The organism is Amycolatopsis sp. NPDC026612 (assembly GCF_040638285.1).
Lineage (GTDB): Bacteria > Actinomycetota > Actinomycetes > Mycobacteriales > Pseudonocardiaceae > Amycolatopsis.
Map to the genome: position 1 here is coordinate 38,242 of NZ_JBEZYB010000051.1, position 17,686 is coordinate 55,927.

The window sequence follows — 17,686 nt, forward strand, 5'->3', positions numbered from 1 at the left end:
CGTGTGACGGGCAGGATGGGAGCGTGAAGATGATCCTGCTGCGGCACGCCGAGTCGCTGGGCAACGTCGACGAACTCGCCTACACGCGGATCCCGGACCACGCCCTGCCGTTGACGGAGAAGGGACGGCGGGAGGCGCAGGCGGTGGCGCCGGAGATCGTCCGCCTGCTCGGCGGCGCGCGGCCCGCCGTCTACGTCAGCCCGTATTCGCGCACGCAGGAGACGTTGCGGCTGCTGGACATCCGGGCCTCGTACGAGCGGCTGGTGCCGGAACCGCGGCTGCGCGAGCAGGACTGGGGCAACCTCCAGGACCCGGCCGAGCAGGAGATCCAGAAGGCGCGGCGCCACGAGTTCGGGCACTTCTTCTACCGGCTGCCCTTCGGCGAGTCGGGCGCGGACGTCGACGACCGCGTCGCGGCGTTCCTCTCGGACCTGCGCCTGCGCGACGAAAGTCACCCGGAGACGGTGCTGATCGTGTCGCACGGGCTCACGCTGCGGCTGCTGTGCCGCCGGCTCTTCGGCTGGAGCATCGAGCTGTTCGAGTCGCTGTCGAACCCGGGGACCTGCGAATACCGCGTCCTCGAAGAGCAGGACGGCAAGTGGTCGCTGGACCGCCCGTTCGCCCAGTGGCGGGACTCACCCGACGGGGAAACGCAGCTCTAGCGGCGCCGTCAGCACGACCCTGGTGCCCTGACCCGGCGCCGAGTCGATGCGCGCGGCGCCGCCGATCTCGGCCAGCCGCGCGTGGATCGAGTTCTCGATACCGAACCCCGCGCGGTGCGCGCCGAGGTCGAAGCCCGTCCCGTGATCGCGCACGGACACCGTCACGATCCCTTCGCGTCCTTCGAGGCACACCACAGCTCTCGACGTCTTCGCGTGCTTCAGCGTGTTTCGCAGTGCTTCGCGGGCCGCGTCGTGCAAGGCATCGACGACACTTTCGGGTACTTCGATCGGCTTCGCGAGCGAGACGACGTCGACGCCCAGGCCGTCCGCCGTCATTTCGACGGCAAGAGCGCCGAGGCGGTGTTCGAGGCCACCCGGCTCGGCGGCCGCGTCGCCGTCGAGGCTCAGCCGCAGGCGCAGGGCGTGCGCGCGGGCGGTGCGGCGGACCTGGTCGAGGCTGCCCCGCGGGTCGGCCGCGTCCCCGGGCGCCGGCAGCGCGAGGGACTCCATCACCTGCAGCACCGTGTCGTGGACGTCGCGGCGGTGCCGTTCCCGTTCGGCGGCGCGGCCGCGTTGCTCCCCCAGCCCGAGCGCGAACCGCATCGAACCCGCGACCAGCAGCACGATCGCCAGCGCCGTCACCGCCGCCGCGAGCAGCGCCAGCAGGATCCACGTCGCGGGCGCCGACGTGCCCGAGACCGCGGCCGTGCCGTACCGCAGGAGGACCGCGCCCGCGATGGCCACCGCGCCGGCCGGCGCGCCGCGCAGCAGGGTCCAGACCATGACGGTCCCCAGGATGTTCGGCCAGGTCAGGACGAGCAGACCGGGCACGTCCGCCGCGAACGCCGCAACGGCGAGGCTGGTGACGACCGTGTACGCGGTGTCGGCGGCGAGGACCGGCCGGATGCCGGTGGTGCGGCGGAAGACCCAGGCGACCTCGACGAGGTTGGGCACGACGTAGAGCGCGACCGCGATGCCGAGCGCCGGCGCGGCGAGCCCGTCGACGGCCCAGACCGCCTGCAGGAACAACACGAGCCGGAACACGACCGGCACCAGCACGAGCCGCGGCACGGCGTTCTGGACCAGCGAAAGTCCCGGACCGAACCGCCCGCTCACGCCGGCGAGCGCCCCCGCGCCGCCGAACAGCACAACCCTCACGACGTCCTCCCCGGACCAAGGCCCCTACCCTGATCAGCCGACCTGAAATCGAAACGTCGAAGCATTCATTTCAGTTTACTGATGCTGTCAGCTTGCCCCGGGACCATTCGGCTGTCAACGCCCGGACCGTGGCGGGAACCCGGTCTCCGGCACGGATTTTCGGGCCGGAGAGGGCCGGCGGCCGACCACCGCGGCCGCCTCCTCGCGCCGTCGCGACCGCCGGGCGGCGATCGCGGCGGGCAGGATCAGGGCGGCGACGAGCCCGGCGAAACCGAAGGCCACGCTGTAGTCCGTGACCTGCGCGATGCCGCCGATGATCGGCGGGCCACCGAGGAACCCGGTGTAGGCGATGGCCGTGACGAAGCCGATTTCCCGCTCGCCGCCGGTGCCGTCCCCGCGCTTCCCGGCGTCGCCGGCGAGGCTGAGGGCGAGCGGGAACGAGGCGGCGAGGCCGGCGCCGGCGAGCGCGAAACCGGCGTAACCGGCGGCGGCGACCGGGATCGCGGCCGCGGTGACCAGGCCCGCCGCGGCCAGCGCCGAACCGGCGGCCAGACAGCGGGTCGGGCCGAAGCGGCGTTGCGCCCAGGACCCCGCGAGCCGGGTCAGCGCCATGACCAGCTGGAACCCGGCGAACGCGAGGGCCGCCGCGCCCGGGCCGACCCCGCGTTCGGCCGTCATCAGCAGCGCGGACCAGTCCGACGACGCGCCTTCGGCGATCGCGGAGCACAGCGCGACGGCGGCGAGCAGCCACAACACCGGACGGCGGACCGGCGCCCGGCCCGGCGCCACTCGTCCGGTGCGTTCGGGACGGCTGCCCGGCACCTCGCGGACGATGAGCAGCAGCACCACGACGGCGGCGACGGCCGCCACGGTCAGGTGGCGGCCCGGCGACCAGCCGTGGGCGGCGGCGAGACCCGCGGCCAGCGAACCGGCGAGGGCCCCGAAGCTGAACCCGGCGTGGAACACCGGCATGAGCGGACGGCCGACCCGGCGTTCGACGGCCACCGCGGCGACGTTCATCGCGACGTCGAGCATCCCGACGCTCGCGCCGATGACCAGGAGCGCGCCGGCCAGCAGCGGCACGTCCGGCGCGAAACCGACCAGCACCAGCGAGCCGGCGGCGGCCGCGGTGCTCCCGGCGACGACCGCGCGGGCCCCGGCCCGTTCGATGATCCGGCCGGACACCGAGGCGGCGGCGAGCATGCCGGCGCTGGCGCCGAGCAGGGCCAGGCCGAAGACGCCGGGCGAAGCGTGCACCTGGGCCGCCAGCGCGGGCGTGCGCGACGCCCAGGAGCCCAGCGCGACGCCGTTGAGGGCGAACACCGTGAACACCGCGAGCCGATCCCGCATGGCTCCCCCTTTCGCAGTCCAGCGTGACTGAAGCGCTTCACCCGGCGCCACCGTCCCACGCCCTTGAGGGCCATCGTCTCCACCACCGACAACCGGCCCGGTCCCGCTGTTCCCGCGGCTGCGGGGACAGGTGCCGCGGATGCTTCCGAGCTCGGTTGCGCGGGTCCGGCCCCGACCGCGCGCAGCCTCGCGACCAGCCCGCACGGGAGCGATCGCGCAGGCCGCATCGCGGTCGCGTATTCGCTGGCCGACGGCACGCCGGCGCCGGCTCGGTGCCCGCGCGGCCGAGGTGCCGGTTCCCGCGCGGTGCGGACCAGCACCGGGCCCACTTAGCACTACTTTCCCACCCTGGCAAGACCGTTCGCGGATCTGTGGACAACCGGTTTCCACCCGGTCGGCTGTCCACAGATCCGAAATTGCGGGCTGACAAATCAGCCCCCGGACGCCAACCTGGAATCACCAGTTCGCCGCGGCCCGAAAGCCGCGATTCCGGAGGGGAATCCACGATGTCTGCACGCCGTTTCCGCGCCCACCTGCCGCGCTTGCTCGTCCTGGCCGTTCTGGGGCTCGTGAGCAGTGCCGGAACCGCCACAGCCGCGTCCGCGCACGAAGATCCCGGGTGTCAGAAGGGTGAGTTCTGCCTGTGGCGGGCGAACGACTACGGCGGCACCGCCCAGCGATTCGACCTGCGCACCGCGAATCCGGCGGAATGCATTCCATTGCCGGAAGGATTCGCCGGGGCGTCGTTCGCGAATCTGATGTCCCGGGACGTCACGGTCTACCAGAGCGAGGAATGCTCGACCGAGGGAGATTTTGTCACCTACCCGGGTGGTGGCACGTTCGTCCCGGACGCGTCGTTCCTGGTTCGCGGGATCCAGATCTGGGAGTGACGCCCTGACCCGGGCCCGAACCCGCCGCCCGCTCCCAGGAGAGAGCCGGCTCGCGGCGGCGGCCGGACCCCGACCGGGGCCGCTCCCCCGACAGCGGCCCCACCCCGTGGGCGCGCCTCTGCGGCGTGGCGCGCCCACGGGGCCCCGCCACGCCGTTGGGGCGCGAAGCCCGGAGTTCTCCGGTGGCACCCATCTGCCGGCCGGCGTCCGCGGAAACTCCAGCCGAGGGCACATCGAGCCGACCCTCCACCTGGAGCCCGGGTCGGCGGCGGCCGCGCCGGGGTACCGGCGACCCGCGGATGAGCCTTCCCATCTCCAGGTCGCCGGTTCGAGGCTGACGCAGACAGCCTCCGGCCCCGAGCCGGCGGGCAGAGCAAGAGCCTTCTGATCTCTGGATAGCAGGTTCGAGCCCGGCACGGAACCCACCCGACCGGCGAGCCGCTCCAACCCGGACCGAAAGGAGCACACACGGTCGTCGTCCCGTTACAGGTGCCTGATCCCGGCCTCGCCCCCGGCCGAACTTCCGAATTCCGTCGAACGAGACCTGAAACGATTCGCCGGTGTAGAACGATCGAGAGGATGGCGAAGACTAAGCTGCCCGTGCCGGGCGACCGGCACGACCGGCAGCAGCCGTCGGCGCGGGCCCTCGTAGCTCAGCTGGATAGAGCAAGAGCCTTCTAATCTCTAGGTCGCAGGTTCGAGTCCTGCCGGGGGCGCCACCAGGGAAGACGCCGTGCGCGATCGCGCACGGCGCGCCCGGCCGCGTGATCAGTCCCACATCCCACCGTGCTGCCCGGCCGAGGCGTGTCCCCACTGTGGACGGTGGCGGCCCCGGGGTGCCGGCTTCGCTTTGGTCCGCAAGGCGCACCGCGTGAGCAGCCAGGTGGCCCAATGGCGTCGGCGCCATTCCGAATTGTTACCGCACAGCTTTGTCGGCTGGACGCAAAGCCAATTGACCGGGCTTCTGCAACCGATCGATCACTCCGAGCGATGACACCGGCACGGTTCGGCCGCCACGCCAACCGATGGAGTGAACCACCACAACCCGATCAGGAGGCGAACACCGCTGTGGAAAACGAAGGATCCGGCGGACGGCACCGTCGGCGGCGCACCAACAGGATCACCCGCAACGTACTGGACGAAGCTCGGCATGCGGGCCTTGTCCGGCGACATCTGGTCAAGCTCCGCTACCTGGCCGAGCGTGAGCGGCAGCCTTCCGGGCCCGAGGCGCCCGAATCGCCCTCCACATCGGAGGCAGCCTGATCCCGTGCTTCCGCTTGGCGGCCGCGAACCCGAGCAGCGTGGACCGGACCACTGGCCCCGGCGGTCCGGTCGGTCCGGGCCCAACTGGTCCGCGGTACCCGACTTGACGACGAAGGACAACCGCGAACCCCTGCGGCTGCTCGATTCGTTGCGCCAGGAGACGAGGCGATTCCACACATCTGCTCGTTCGACTCGGCGGCGCGGCAGTCCGGCACCGCGGCACCGCGGCAGTGCAGCAGGGCGGCAGCGCGGCAGCCCAGCACTGCAGCACCGCGGCGATGATCACGCCGCGCGCAGGCCGTTGGCTGCCGCGGTTCCTGCCGCGTGAGCCGACAGCAGGCCCTCGCCGTGGAGCCAGCGGATCGTGTCGGCGAAGGTCTCCTCCACCGGCCTGCTCGAGTGCCCGCTCGCCGTTTCGGGCACCCTGGCCGCGCACGCGCACGTGTAGATCGCGCCGTACTCCGCCGGGATGTGCCATGGCCACACTCGCTGCACCAGCCCCACGAGCGCGCCGAGGGGCAGCATTGCGCGGGCGGGGAGGTGAATCGCCGGCAGCGCACGGCCGGTGATCTCGCGCAGTGTCGCCACGAACCGGCGGGTGCTCAGGTAGTGGCCGGGGGCGAAGTGCCGGTTGCCTGCCGGTCCTGCCCCGCCGAGCACCGCCGCGTGCAACGCGGCGGTGTCGCGGACGTCGCCGACCGGCAGCCCGCCGGACGGCCAGACCGGCATCAGCCCGCGCAGCGTGTTGCGCACCCGCGTGACCTGATCGCCCAGTTTGGGGTCGTGCGGACCGAGCAGCGCGGGCGGGTAGGTGATCGTCACCGGCACCCCCGCGGACTGGTGGCCGCGCGCCACGGACTCGGCGGCGGCCTTGGCCGCGAGGTACGTCTCCCGGGGGCGGCCGACCGGCGAATCCGGGCCGAGTACCCGGTCCGGCGTGGGGAGGAGCGCACCGAAGCTGGACACGTACACGATCCGGCCGGTTCCGGCGCGGCGGGCGGCGTCCAGCACGTGCGTGGTGCCCTCGACGTTGGTCCGCCCCATCTCGCGATGAGCGCGGCTGTCGAACGAATACACCGCTGCCGCGTGCAGCAGCGCGTCGGCGCCGTGCACCAGGCGGTCCACACTGGACCGGTCCATGACGTCGCCCGTGACGACGTCGACCGCGCCGGTGTCGACCCCCAACGGTACGAGCGCGCGCTCCACGGTGCCTTCGTCGCGGACGAGCAGCCGGACCCGGTGGCCGGCCCGGAGCACCGCGGCGACCGAGTGCGCGCCGACGAAGCCGGTGCCACCGGTGACACTGACCAGCATCGAACCTCCAGGTACGGAAGGGGCCGTTGCCCGCGGCACGGACAACGGCCCCTCGGACCAGCTCGTGGATCAGGCCGTTCGACGACGTTCTCGCCGTGGCACGCGGGTGCTCCGGAGCCGGCCGGTTCCGGCTCGCCGCCTCAGATGTAGAGGGTGTTGGGTTCGAGGCCGCACAGCACCCGGCCGTACAGCTCGAAATTCGTGTTCGGGTGCATCAGCGCGTGCTGGTTGACCGCCTGGATGTCGCGGTTGATCCGCTGGATCGGGATTCCGCGGTAGACCGAGCTGCCGCCGCTCGCGTTCGCGAGGATGCCGATCGCCTCCTTGGCGAGCTGGATCACCTGGCCGACATCGGCGCGCGTCCGGGCCCGCTCCTCGAGCTTCCACTCGGTGCCCTCGGCGCACTTGCGGTCCAGCAGGTCCGCCGCGTGCCAGGCGTGGTACCCGGCCGCGTCGGTCTTCAGCGCCGCCTCGGCCACCTGGAAGTGGGTGATCGGCGCCTCGCGCTGGCTTTCGTAGTTCGTGTAGGTGATCTTGCGGTCGGGCAGCCGGTCCAGGAAGACATCCATGGCACCCTTCGCCATGCCCACGATCGCACCCGTCGAGGACGCGGCCGCGACCGGCATCAGCGGCGCGCGGTAGACCGGCGAGTCCGCGTTGCGCTGCGACGCGGTCTGCCCGGACAGCACCACCGGAAGCGGGAGCACGCGCTCCTGCGGGACGAACAGGTCCTTGGCGAACGTGCTGACACTGCCGGTCCCCCGCAGCCCCATGGTGTCCCAGTCGTCGACGACCAGCAGGTCCGACAACGGCACCAGGGCCATCACCGGGTACGGCTCACCGTCCGGCGGCACCAGGATCGCGATGATCTCCTGCCAGTGCGCGTGGTGCGCGCCGCTGATGAAACCCCACTTGCCGTTCACGACGATGCCGCCGTCGGTCGGCGTGGCCATCGCGGTCGGGCTGAGCGTGCCGCAGATCCGGACGTCCGGGGTCGCGAAGACCTCCTCCTGCACCTCGTCCGGGAACTGGCAGGCCATCCAGGTCGGGATCGAGTAGACCGACGCGACCCACGCGGTGGAGCCGCAGCCCTGGCCGATCGCGGTGAAGACCTCGGTGAGCGTGCGGGCGTCCGATTCGTACCCGCCGAAGTGCTTGGGGCGCCGCAGCTTGAAGACACCGGCGTCGGCGAGCGCCTCGATCGTCTCCTCGGGCAGTCGCCGGTTTTCCTCGGCCGACGCCGCCCGGCTGCGCAGGGACGGGATCAGGTCCGACACCTTGCGCACGATTTCCTCGCGCGTCGGGATCGTGGTGGCCAAGATATCCTCCAAATGGGGCGGACGAGAACGAACACCAGGCGCGCGAAGCCAGGCCGGCGGCCGGAAATCTTCCCCTTCAAGGCTGCCCCAGGGGGCCGGGTCGCGCATCTCCTCGTTTGCGCGGGCCCTACCCGGGTTCCGGCAACGTCTTCCCAGCACTGAAGAGTGCTGCACGGCGGCGGCGGGCCGGGTGTCTTTTCTCCGCGCCGCCGACGTTCCCCGCGGACACCGGCGCGGCGGACACGCCCGGGCAGCTCAGGTGCGGTCCGAGTTCGTGGTCCGCCGCGATGCGGTACTCGCGCAACAAACGAGGTACCCCAAGGCAATCCGACCGCGGCACGCAGAACGCCGCGTCGGCCACCGGACCGGCCGCTTCCGCTCGCCGAGCACTAGCCCCGGCCACCATCGGTCCACAATGGAGCGACCGAGCCACGGGTGGCTCGCGGCGGTGCGGCCGAACACCCGCACTCGCCTGCGTACCGTGCCCGCTCCCAAGAACGTTGACACACCAGCACTTCTCCGCGACCGCTGCGTCGTCGCACCGCCCGGAATCACCCGGGGAGAACAGCGTGCCCGCGCAGGTTCCGGCTTACGCGGCGCGGCGGCTCCGCCACGACGGCACCCCGCGGCCCAGCACGCCGGCGAGGTCTTCCAGGGAGCGCTGCAGGATTCGCAGGTCGTCGGCGACCAGTGCCTGGGGGCCGTCGCAGAGGGCCTGCTCCGGGTGGGGGTGGACGTCGACGAGCACGCCGTCCGCGCCGACGGCGATCGCCGCGCGCGAAAGGGGCAGCACCAGGTCGCGGCGCCCGCCGGAGTGTGATGGGTCGATCATCACCGGCAGGTGCGAAAGCCCCTGGACCACCGGCACGGCGGAGATGTCGAGGGTGTTGCGGGTCGCGGTCTCGAACGTGCGGATCCCCCGCTCGCACAACACGATGTCGAGGTTGCCGCGCTGGGCGACGTATTCGGCGGCCATCAGCCATTCCTCGATGCTCGCGCTCATGCCGCGCTTGAGCAGCACCGGCTTGCCGGCCTCGCCGACCGCCTGCAGCAGCCCGAAGTTCTGCATGTTCCGGGTGCCGATCTGCAGCATGTCCGCGTACCGGGCGACCATCTCGACGTCCTGGGCGGAGACCACCTCGGTGACCACCGGGAGGCCGGTCTCGTCGCGCACGTCGGCCAGGATCCGCAACCCCAGTTCGCCGAGCCCCTGGAAGGCGTAGGGCGACGAGCGCGGCTTGAAAGCGCCGCCGCGCAGCAGGGTCGCGCCCGCGGCCTGCGCCATCCGCGCCGCCTCCAGGGTCTGCTCCGGGGTTTCCACCGCGCACGGCCCGGCGATCAGGGTCACCGTGTCCGGGCCGATCGGCACCCCGCGAACGTACACAGTGGACCGTTCCTGCCGGTGCTCCAGGCTCACCAGCTTGTACTTCGCGGAGATGCGGGTGACGCTGTGGACGCCCGGCATCGCGCCGAAGTTGAGCGTTTCGAAGCGGTCGACGTCGCCGACGAGACCGACGATCACCCGGCTCACACCGCGGCTGACGAAGGCTTCGCCGCCTGCGTTCACGACCCGGTCGACAATGGCCTCGACATCACTTTCCGTGGCGTCGGCAGCCAGGACGATGACCATGATTTCCGCACCTTCCGCAGGCCGCGGCCACCGCGGCGGTGGCCGTGGAATCAAGCATCCGCCCGGGCGGCGGCTAGCTGCGTCTCCACAGTTGCGCACCCGCCGTCGTGCTCGATTCCCAGGTGGCCTAGCCCTCTTCGGCGAGCACCTTTCCCAAGCCCGCGTAACCGACTTCGCGCAGCCGGCGGCCCGACACCTCCGCGTAGGCCGCATCGGCGCTCAGCCCCACGCCCTCGACCATGCGGTTCATGAAGTTGAACAGCGCGCACACCAGGACCGCGTCGTGCAGCGCGCGCTCGTCCCAGCCGGCGGCGAACACGGCGTCGGCGTCGGCGTCGGTCACCCGGGACGGCGTGCGGGTCAGCTTGCCGACGTAGGCGAGCACCGGCCTCATCTTCTCGTCCACGGGCGCGGACTCGAGGTCGCGCACCGCGGCGGCGAGCTGCCCTTCGGGGACGCCGAACGCCTCCGCGGTGATCGTGTGGATGCCGTGGCAGTAGTCGCAGCCGTTCAGGCCCGAGACGTACGCCGCGATCAGCTCCCGCTCGCCCGGGGTGAAGGGGGATTCGGCCCGCATGACCTGCTCGTGCAGGTCCAGCAGCGGCCGGGCGGGGCCGGGGTAGGCCCGGAACACCTCCAGCAGCCTGGTCTCAGCCGGCAGGGACTTCAAGTACGACATCGGGTTCTCCGTCTTCGTCGGCGAGCCGGTCGACTTCCCGGCGGCGCAGCGTGCAGGCGGTCAGGTAGGCGATGGACGCCGGTCCGGCATCGGGGACGGCGGCGGCGACGTGCTCGGCGGTTTCGGCCCAGGCGCGCCGCGGGGAAGCCGGGGTCGCCGTGCCGGGCGGGCTCCCGGCGGCCGCCCGGACCGCGCGCCAGCGGGCCCGTCCGGCCGCGATCAGGCCGGCGTAACCGAGGCCGGCCACCTCGTGCCGTGCCTGGTCGACGACCTGGGTGACCAGCGCCGGGTCGTCGGCGAGCCGGGCGAAGCCGACGCCGGCCAGCAGGCGCTCCGCGTCGAGGCCGAGCAGGATGACACCGACCTCGGTGGCGTCCGGGGCGTCGATCGAGGGCAGCGCGAACCGGGTGTCATCGGGCACCGGCCACCACCGGGACGAGGCCGTGGCGCAGGCTGTGCGCGATCGACGCGGCCACCCGCGCGGTCGCCACCCGGTGGCCGTCGATGTTGCGCGCGGCCGGGCCGAGCACCAGCCCGGCCGCCGCGCCCACCACCGACACGCGGGGGGTGCGGGTGTAGCGGAGCGTCCGCTCGTCCAGGTCCGGCCAGCCGTCGCGCTCCCCCACGACCCCCGGCGGCAGCAGACCGCTGCCGATCGACGGGGTCGTGCCCAGCGCCAGCACGGCGGTGTCCGCGCCGATGGACCGGCCGCTCTCCAGCCGGCACAGGACGCCTTCGCCGACTTCCTTGACCGACTCGCCGCGGTGCACGACCAGCCGCCCGTCGGCTTCGGCCTGCTGCAGCAGGGGCCGGAACTCGAACATGATGGAAGCCCGCCGGAAGCGGCGCATCAGGTCCAGCCGCCCGGGCCGGTCGACGCCGTCGAAGCGCGCCCGGCCCTCCGGGCGGAAGAACGACGAATTGACGTCGGCGCACTGGTAGTGCTCGCCTGTTTCCCGGACCACCCAGTGCACCTGCCTGCCCGCCGCGAGCGCGTCGGCGATCAGGTGCGCCGCGGTGAGCCCGGCGCCGACCACGATCTGGCGCTGCCCGCCCGGCGTCGCCGGTTCGTCCCAGTAGGACACTCCGGCGGGCGGCGGGCCGCCACCCCACCAGGCTTCGGGCGCCGGACGTCGTTCCTCGCCGAGGCAGAGCACCGCGTGCCGGGCGGTCACGGTGAACCGGTTCGCGCGCACTGTCACCGCTTCGTCGGTCGGCAGCACTTCGCGCACCGACGCCCGCCAGGTCTTCTCCGCGACGTGGTGGCTCGTCGCCAGGTGGTCGCAGTAGGCCTGGAAGACGTCGACCGGGACGACCGAGCGGTGGCCGGCCTGGGCCATCCGGATCTCGCGCCGCTCGGTGGCCGTCAGCCGTGCCCAGTGCAGCCGCGCGAAGTCCAGCAGCTCGCAGTCGCGGTACCCCTCGACGCCGGGGTGGTGTTCGTACGGCGAGCGGAGCACCCGCTGGCCGAGCCGGTCGATCCGGGCGAAGAACCGGCCGCACGGGCGGCCGTCCCGGTCGACCAGCACGACATCGCGCACGCCGTGGTGCCACAGCGCGGACGCGACCGCGAGGCCGGCCGGGCCCGCGCCGACGATGACGACTTCGGCGGTGTTCGCCGGTACGTCGTCCCGGTCGCGGACGGCGGGCTGCGGCAGCCGCGGCCAGTCACGGCCGCGGGGCGACTCGAGCAGGTGCGGCTCCGGCACGAACTTGATCACGGGTCACCACTCCGGCCGGAAGCAGGGGGACAAGGACCGCAGCCGGCCGGAACCATCGGCACCATACCGGCCGCGGCCGGGGTTCAATCGACGACGGTGATCGGCACGATCAGCTCGATCACCGGGCGTTGCTGCATCCCGTCGCTGACCAGCTGGTCCAGCGTCGCCTGCGACTGTTCGGCGCTGTCGGTGGCGATCGGGCTGTACCGGGAGTAGAAGTAGCCCGGCTTGCGGCCGCCCGTCTCCATCGAATACATCTTGAGCACCGCTTCGCCCGGGCGGACCTCACCGTCGTAGAAGGTGAGCCGCCGCTGGTCCGGCGTCATGAAGCTCTTCGCGAACTGCGGGGACATCACGGCGGTCCCGGGGTCGTCGACGAACGTCGAGTCCTCGTCGAGCACCGCCTGCATGGCCACCCAGGTGCGGTCGGTCAGGTTCGTCTCGGCCTTGATGACCTGCCAGCGACCCGCCGCCGGCAGGGTGACGCTGATCGCGACGTCGTGGTCGGTGGTGTCGATGGCCCCGGTGATCATCAGGACGCGGCGGCCGAGATCGGCCGTGCCGGTCATCTGGATGTCACGGGCCCTTACGCGTCCGTGGACGTCCAGTCCGGGCAACTCGGGTGAAGACATGGTCCAGCGCCTCCTTTGAACAAGGATCCCCAGAATGCGGGCTGACCAGCGAACACGAAAAGGTTTTCACACGCTGAGAGACGCTGTCAAGGTGAGGAATACATCGATCGCTCGTGATGTGTGCCCGCCGGGTGGAGGCCCGGCGCTGGACCGTTCGGCCTAACCCCCTTCGGGGCTGCCGGGCTCCTCACCGGACATCACGACCTCGCCGCCGGGACCGGCGGCTTCGTCGTCGTCCGGCGGGCCGGCATAGCGGATCGCGAACGACGAGTCCGCGCGCCGCAGCACAACCTTGAGCACCAGATCGGGTTTCACCGCGACGACGAGATTACCCCGATCACCGGGGTCACCGAAAATGTCGTAAATGAGGAATGCGGAACCGTCACTGACGGCGAACAAAGCTTCGTACATGACATTTCTCTGGGCCTGTGACGCCGATTCGGCCCATTCCTCGAGCAGCTCGAATCCCTCGACGAGCTGGAGGCGCATCGCCATCCGCCGGCCTCCCAACCAACGTCCGGGGGGTACCCGAGACGGGTCGCGGGCCCCGGCCCGCACCGGGCCCTGGTGACACTTCGGCCCAAACAGCTTCCAGTTTGCCCCGGGGCACGGGCCGGGCTCATCTCCGATCTTGCGCTGCGGGCCCGGGCGGCCCACGGCACCCCCGCACTGCGGGAGACGTGGGTGGGCGGCGATCGGTGCGAACGTGGACGAGTGACCGGGAAGCCGCGCCGTCCGGCCGGTTTTCCCTGCCCGCCGTCGTCCCCAGCCGTTCGCCCGAAAGGAAGCGCCATGACCACCACCGAGGTGCCGGCCGCCGACCAGGCGGCCGTCGCAGTGATCCCCCAGCGGCTCCTGGCGGCCTGGGCGCACCAGGACGCCGCTTCGATCGCCGACCTGTTCACCGAAGACGGCACGCTCATCCTGCCCGGCATCTTCCGGCAGGGCCGCCAGGCCATCAAGGAATACTTCGCCGACGCCTTCGCCGGGCCGTACGCCGGCACCCAGGTGATCGGCAAGCCGGTCGGCCTGCGCTTCTTCGGTCCTGACGCCGCGCTGCTGCTGTCGTCCGGCGGCGTGCTGGCGGCCGGCGAGACCGAGGTGTCCACCGCGCAGGCGATCCGCGCCTCCTGGCTGGTCGTGCGGACCGAGGGCCAGTGGCGGCTCGCCGCCTACCAGAACACCCCCGCGAAGCAGGGCCTGCCCACACCCGGCCCGACGGCATGACCGGCCGCCCTCGCCGCGTTCCCCCGGGACCACCGCGCCGGGCCGCCCCGGGGATCCTGCGCAAGCTCCGCGCGGACCGGCTCGGCCTGATGAGCGAGGCCGTCCGCGAGTACGGCGACGCGGTGCGGGTGGCAATCGGCCCGAAGACGCTCTACATCTTCAACCATCCCGACCACGCCAAGCACGTGCTCGCCGACAACGCGGGCAACTACCACAAGGGCATCGGCTACACCGAGGCCAAACGGGCCCTCGGCGACGGGCTGCTGACCTCCGAAGGCGCGCTGTGGAAGGAACAGCGGCGCGCCATCCAGCCGGTGTTCCAGCACAAGCGGATCGCCGCGCAGGCCGGGGTGATCGTCGACGAGGCGCTCGCACTGGTCGAACGGATCGGCGCCCACCGGGGCACCGGCCGGCCGGTGGACGTGCTGACCGAGGTCACCGCCCTCACGCTGGGCGTGCTCGGCACCACCCTGCTGGACATCGACCTCGGCGAGTTCGCTCACGTCGAGCACTCCTTCGAGGCCGTCCAGGACCAGGCGATGTTCGAGATGGAGACGCTGGGCCTGGTGCCGCGGTGGCTGCCGCTGAAGGGGCAGCGGGCGTTCCGGTCGGCGCGTGACCACCTCCAGGAGGTGGTCGGGATCCTCGTCGAGCGGCGGAAGACCCAGCCGTCCGCGGCCGGCGACGACGTGCTGACCCGGCTGATCGCCTCCACCGCGCGGGAAAGCGACCAGCGCGTCGCCGACCGCCGCATGCGCGACGAACTGGTGACCCTGCTGCTGGCCGGGCACGAGACGACGGCCAGCACCGTCGGCTGGACCCTGGACCACGTGAGCAGGCACCCGGAGGTCCGGGACCGGCTGCACGAGGAGGCGGTGGCGGTCTACGGCGACCGCCGGCCCACCTACGAGGACCTGCCCAAGCTGCGCTACACGCACATGGTGCTGCAGGAGGCCATGCGGCTGAACCCGCCGGTGTGGATCCTGCCGCGCCGGGCGATCGCCGACGACGAGGTCGGCGGCTACCACGTGCCCGCCGGCGCCGAAGTGCTGATCTGCCCGTACACGCTGCACCGGCACCCGAGGTACTGGCCGGAGCCGGACCGGTTCGACCCCGGCCGGTTCGACCCGGCCAAGCCCGTGGACCGGCCGCGCTACGCGCACATCCCGTTCGGTGCCGGTCCCCGGTTCTGCGTCGGGAACCACCTTGGGATGATGGAGGCCACCTTCATCATTTCGACGCTGCTGCGCGATCTGAGCTTCGAAACAGTGCCCGGCCGGACGGTCGTGCCGGAGCCGATGATGTCGCTGCGCCTCGGCGGCGGGCTGCCCCTGACCGTCCACTCGTTCCCGGAAGCCGGCCGTGCTGCGGCCTGACCCCGTCGGACATCGCGAAAGTGAGTGACCATGACTGAGCAGGCGGAGAACGCCTACGGCCGGCCCGAAGACCACCCGAAGGCGGCGGAGTTCGCGAAGCTGCGCGCCGCCATCGCCGACGAGGGAGTCCGGGAGCACTTCCCGTTCCGCTTCCTGGCGGCCAACGAGACGTTCGCCCGCCTCGTCGACGCGACCGCCCACCGGATCCTCTCCTCGATCGGTGCCCTGCCGACGGCTTCCGGAACCTCGGTCCAGCAGGCGAAGCAGGAGCTGTCGATCCCGTGGCGCCGGACGATCCCGCTGCACTTCCTGTACGAAAAGCTGTCGGACTCGGGGATCTTCGCCCGGGAGGGCGGCCGGTACGTGCCCGGCACGGTGGCCGTCCCGTCGTTCGACGACGTCGCCGCCGAACTCGCCGCGCGCGAGCCGGGTGCCGCCGTCGCCGTCGAAATCCTGCGGACGCTGGTCGACGAGGCGAAGACGTTCTTCGCCGGCGAAGCGACCGGCGACGAAATCCTCTTCGCCCCCGCCAAGCTGCCGTTGTGGCTGAAGTACTTCTCCAACGACAACCTGCTGTACTCCATCAACAACAAGGTCGGCGCGGAGGCGCTTTCCCGTCTCGTGCCGACGGGGGGCGGCCCGTTCGAGATCCTCGAGATCGGCGGCGGCTGCGGCAGCGGCGCCGAACAGGCGCTCCGCACGCTCGGTTCCGCCGTCACCCGCTACCGGTTCACCGAGGTCGCCGAGACGTTCGCCCGGCACGGCGAGAAGGCGGCCGCCGCGGCCGCGTCGCCGTCGACGACGGTCGAGTCGGCCCGCATCGACATGACGCTGCCTTGGGCGGCGCAGGGAGTCGAGCCCGGCACGTTCGATGCCGTGTACGCGGTCAACTGCTTCCACGTGGCCCCCGACCTCGACTTCGTCGTCGCCGAGGCGGCGAAGGCACTGAAGCCGGGCGGCGCGGTCGTCGTGTCCGAATGCGTGCGGCCGACGAAGCTCGCCCGGCCCATCCACGCCGAAATCATCTTCGACTTCCTGGACAGCTTCACCGACGTCATCACCGACCCGGTGAAGCGGCCCACGCACGGCTTCCTGACCCCGGCCGCCTGGCGGGCGACGTTCGAGGGGGCCGGGCTCGGTGACGTCACGGTCCTGCCCGATGTGGACGCCGTCGCCGAGCAGTACCCGGACTTCGTGGTGGGCTCCGTGATCGCCCGCGCGCACACCGCCCGATAGGAGCCCACGATGATCGCCGGTCTGGTCCGCTTCGCCGTGCGCAAGTCCCTGCGCGACACCCGGCACGTCGAGGTGGTGCCCCGGCGCCGGGCCCGCGGCCTGGTCGCCGCGGTCTACCGGCAGGTGGAGCGGGACTTCGGGATGCTCGCACCGCCGGTGGCGCTGCACTCCGCGGCGCCGGAGACGATGGCCGCGGCCTGGGTGCTGCTGCGGGAGACGCTGCTGGCGCCCGGTGTGGCCGGGCGGGCGGCCAAGGAGGCGGTGGCCACCGGGGTGTCGGCGGCCAACAGCTGCCCGTACTGCGTGGACGTGCACGGCATGACGCTCGCCGCGATCCCGGACGGCCCCGGCGGGGCCGTCCGGGACGAGCTCGAGGCGTGGGCGCGCGCGTCCGCGACCGCGGCGGCGCCCGCGCCACCGTTCCCGCCCGCGCAGGCACCCGAGCTGATCGGCGTCGCCGTGGCGTTCCAGTACTACAACCGCATGGTGAACGTGTTCCTCCGGGATTCGCCGTTTCCCGCGCACGTCCCCGAGGCCGCCAAGCCGCGGGCGCGGCGGGTGCTCGGCGGCGTGCTGCGGCCGTCGGTGGGTCCCGGCCCGCGGGCGGGTGACTCACTGAAGCTGCTGCCGGAGGCCCCGCTGCCGGAGGACCTGCACTGGGCGGCCGGGAACCCGGTCGTCGCCGACGCGCTCGCCCGGGCCTACGCCGCGGCGGAAGCGGCGGGCGCCCGTTCGGTGCCCGCCGCCGTCCGGACGCTCCTGCTCGACTGGCTGTCCACCTGGGACGGACAGCCGCCGGGACTCAGCCGATCCTGGCTCGAGGAAGCGGTCGCCGGGCTCACCGAGGCCGACCGCCCGGCCGGTCGGCTCGCCCTGGCCGTCGCGCTGGCGTCCTACCAGGTCGACGAAGACCTGGTGGACGCGTTCCGCGCCACGGCCACCGGCGACGGCACCCTGATCGAGCTGACCGCGTGGGCGGGGATGGCCGCGGCCCGCCGGGTCAGCAGCTGGCTCGCCGGGGCCGCTGACCGCGCGTGAACCGGCCGCCGCCGAAACGTACCTGTCGCCCGCAACAGCCAACTCACCGCCCGCAACAGCCAACTCACCGCCCGCAACAGCCAACTCAATGCCCGCAGCGGCCAACTCGCCGCCCAAAACGGCCAACTCACCGGGAACACGGGCGAGTTGGCCGCTGCGGGCGGCGAGTTGGCCGGACGCGACGGTGTGAA

At 72.2% G+C, this 17,686-nt stretch carries 16 protein-coding genes and 1 tRNA gene; 7 read left to right on the top strand and 10 right to left on the bottom strand.

Translation table 11 applies throughout. From position 1 onward, the window contains the following. Positions 1 to 23: 23 nt before the first annotated feature. A complete protein-coding gene (locus AB0F15_RS32510) occupies positions 24 to 662 on the top strand; it encodes a histidine phosphatase family protein (protein WP_360278755.1) in 639 nt (212 codons plus the stop codon). Here AB0F15_RS32510 and AB0F15_RS32515 read toward each other — a convergent pair. Both AB0F15_RS32515 and AB0F15_RS32520 read right to left on the bottom strand, forming a co-directional pair. Continuing rightward, positions 636 to 1,820 carry an ATP-binding protein gene (locus AB0F15_RS32515; protein ID WP_360278757.1) on the bottom strand — a complete coding sequence of 395 codons (1,185 nt, stop codon included), beginning with the start codon at positions 1,818 to 1,820 and terminating at the stop codon, positions 636 to 638. The genes AB0F15_RS32510 and AB0F15_RS32515 overlap by 27 nt on opposite strands. Before the next feature lie 114 nt (positions 1,821 to 1,934). Continuing rightward, a complete protein-coding gene (locus AB0F15_RS32520) occupies positions 1,935 to 3,170 on the bottom strand; it encodes an MFS transporter (protein WP_360278760.1) in 1,236 nt (411 codons plus the stop codon). Between the two features lie 506 nt (positions 3,171 to 3,676). Here AB0F15_RS32520 and AB0F15_RS32525 point away from each other — a divergent pair. Both AB0F15_RS32525 and AB0F15_RS32530 read left to right on the top strand, forming a co-directional pair. Further along, positions 3,677 to 4,060 carry a peptidase inhibitor family I36 protein gene (locus tag AB0F15_RS32525; protein WP_360278763.1) on the top strand — a complete coding sequence of 128 codons (384 nt, stop codon included), beginning with the start codon at positions 3,677 to 3,679 and terminating at the stop codon, positions 4,058 to 4,060. Between the two features lie 642 nt (positions 4,061 to 4,702). After that, positions 4,703 to 4,779, top strand: a tRNA-Arg gene (locus AB0F15_RS32530). Between the two features lie 826 nt (positions 4,780 to 5,605). Here AB0F15_RS32530 and AB0F15_RS32535 read toward each other — a convergent pair. From AB0F15_RS32535 to AB0F15_RS32570, 8 genes are all read right to left on the bottom strand, one after another. Then, positions 5,606 to 6,637 carry an SDR family NAD(P)-dependent oxidoreductase gene (locus AB0F15_RS32535; RefSeq protein ID WP_360278766.1) on the bottom strand — a complete coding sequence of 344 codons (1,032 nt, stop codon included), beginning with the start codon at positions 6,635 to 6,637 and terminating at the stop codon, positions 5,606 to 5,608. 140 nt (positions 6,638 to 6,777) lie between these two features. Continuing rightward, positions 6,778 to 7,959: an acyl-CoA dehydrogenase family protein gene (locus AB0F15_RS32540; protein WP_360278802.1), complete on the bottom strand. Its 1,182-nt coding sequence runs from the start codon at positions 7,957 to 7,959 to the stop codon at positions 6,778 to 6,780. A 586-nt stretch (positions 7,960 to 8,545) separates the two neighbouring features. Next, positions 8,546 to 9,586 carry a 3-deoxy-7-phosphoheptulonate synthase gene (gene aroF / locus AB0F15_RS32545; protein WP_360278768.1) on the bottom strand — a complete coding sequence of 347 codons (1,041 nt, stop codon included), beginning with the start codon at positions 9,584 to 9,586 and terminating at the stop codon, positions 8,546 to 8,548. Between the two features lie 127 nt (positions 9,587 to 9,713). After that, on the bottom strand, positions 9,714 to 10,265 hold the full coding sequence (locus tag AB0F15_RS32550; protein WP_360278771.1) for a carboxymuconolactone decarboxylase family protein: 552 nt from the start codon (positions 10,263 to 10,265) through the stop codon (positions 9,714 to 9,716). Continuing rightward, positions 10,237 to 10,686 carry a DUF6187 family protein gene (locus tag AB0F15_RS32555; protein WP_360278775.1) on the bottom strand — a complete coding sequence of 150 codons (450 nt, stop codon included), beginning with the start codon at positions 10,684 to 10,686 and terminating at the stop codon, positions 10,237 to 10,239. Before AB0F15_RS32555 ends, AB0F15_RS32550 begins: the two co-directional genes overlap by 29 nt. Continuing rightward, on the bottom strand, positions 10,676 to 11,986 hold the full coding sequence (locus AB0F15_RS32560) for an FAD-dependent oxidoreductase (RefSeq protein WP_360278777.1): 1,311 nt from the start codon (positions 11,984 to 11,986) through the stop codon (positions 10,676 to 10,678). The genes AB0F15_RS32555 and AB0F15_RS32560 overlap by 11 nt, the downstream gene beginning before the upstream one ends. A gap of 83 nt (positions 11,987 to 12,069) precedes the next feature. Continuing rightward, complete coding sequence (locus AB0F15_RS32565) at positions 12,070 to 12,555, bottom strand: DUF6423 family protein (protein ID WP_360278804.1); 486 nt, start codon at positions 12,553 to 12,555, stop codon at positions 12,070 to 12,072. A 222-nt stretch (positions 12,556 to 12,777) separates the two neighbouring features. Then, the gene (locus tag AB0F15_RS32570) at positions 12,778 to 13,113 is read right to left on the bottom strand and encodes a DUF6235 family protein (RefSeq protein ID WP_360278780.1); all 336 of its coding nucleotides are present in this window, start codon (positions 13,111 to 13,113) and stop codon (positions 12,778 to 12,780) included. A 297-nt stretch (positions 13,114 to 13,410) separates the two neighbouring features. On the opposite strand from AB0F15_RS32570, the gene AB0F15_RS32575 reads away from it, so the two are divergent. Genes AB0F15_RS32575 through AB0F15_RS32590 form a run of 4 tightly spaced genes read left to right on the top strand, consistent with a single transcriptional unit; the run spans position 13,411 to position 17,495 of the window. Beyond that, positions 13,411 to 13,845: an SgcJ/EcaC family oxidoreductase gene (locus AB0F15_RS32575; RefSeq protein ID WP_360278783.1), complete on the top strand. Its 435-nt coding sequence runs from the start codon at positions 13,411 to 13,413 to the stop codon at positions 13,843 to 13,845. Beyond that, a complete protein-coding gene (locus tag AB0F15_RS32580; protein WP_360278786.1) occupies positions 13,842 to 15,221 on the top strand; it encodes a cytochrome P450 in 1,380 nt (459 codons plus the stop codon). Before AB0F15_RS32575 ends, AB0F15_RS32580 begins: the two co-directional genes overlap by 4 nt. 30 nt (positions 15,222 to 15,251) lie before the next feature. Beyond that, entirely contained in the window at positions 15,252 to 16,457 is a 1,206-nt protein-coding gene (locus AB0F15_RS32585) for a class I SAM-dependent methyltransferase (RefSeq protein ID WP_360278789.1), read from the top strand. 9 nt (positions 16,458 to 16,466) lie between these two features. Next, the gene (locus AB0F15_RS32590) at positions 16,467 to 17,495 is read left to right on the top strand and encodes a carboxymuconolactone decarboxylase family protein (RefSeq protein ID WP_360278791.1); all 1,029 of its coding nucleotides are present in this window, start codon (positions 16,467 to 16,469) and stop codon (positions 17,493 to 17,495) included. Positions 17,496 to 17,686 lie beyond the last annotated feature (191 nt).

Coding starts and splice junctions, on each gene's coding strand:
- AB0F15_RS32520 (WP_360278760.1), bottom strand. CDS start 3,170: ATGCGGGATCGGCTCGCGGTGTTCACGGTGTTCGCCCTCAACGGCGTC.
- AB0F15_RS32525 (WP_360278763.1), top strand. CDS start 3,677: ATGTCTGCACGCCGTTTCCGCGCCCACCTGCCGCGCTTGCTCGTCCTG.
- AB0F15_RS32535 (WP_360278766.1), bottom strand. CDS start 6,637: ATGCTGGTCAGTGTCACCGGTGGCACCGGCTTCGTCGGCGCGCACTCG.
- aroF (WP_360278768.1), bottom strand. CDS start 9,586: ATGGTCATCGTCCTGGCTGCCGACGCCACGGAAAGTGATGTCGAGGCC.
- AB0F15_RS32550 (WP_360278771.1), bottom strand. CDS start 10,265: ATGTCGTACTTGAAGTCCCTGCCGGCTGAGACCAGGCTGCTGGAGGTG.
- AB0F15_RS32565 (WP_360278804.1), bottom strand. CDS start 12,555: ATGACCGGCACGGCCGATCTCGGCCGCCGCGTCCTGATGATCACCGGG.
- AB0F15_RS32570 (WP_360278780.1), bottom strand. CDS start 13,113: ATGGCGATGCGCCTCCAGCTCGTCGAGGGATTCGAGCTGCTCGAGGAA.
- AB0F15_RS32575 (WP_360278783.1), top strand. CDS start 13,411: ATGACCACCACCGAGGTGCCGGCCGCCGACCAGGCGGCCGTCGCAGTG.
- AB0F15_RS32580 (WP_360278786.1), top strand. CDS start 13,842: ATGACCGGCCGCCCTCGCCGCGTTCCCCCGGGACCACCGCGCCGGGCC.
- AB0F15_RS32585 (WP_360278789.1), top strand. CDS start 15,252: ATGACTGAGCAGGCGGAGAACGCCTACGGCCGGCCCGAAGACCACCCG.
- AB0F15_RS32590 (WP_360278791.1), top strand. CDS start 16,467: ATGATCGCCGGTCTGGTCCGCTTCGCCGTGCGCAAGTCCCTGCGCGAC.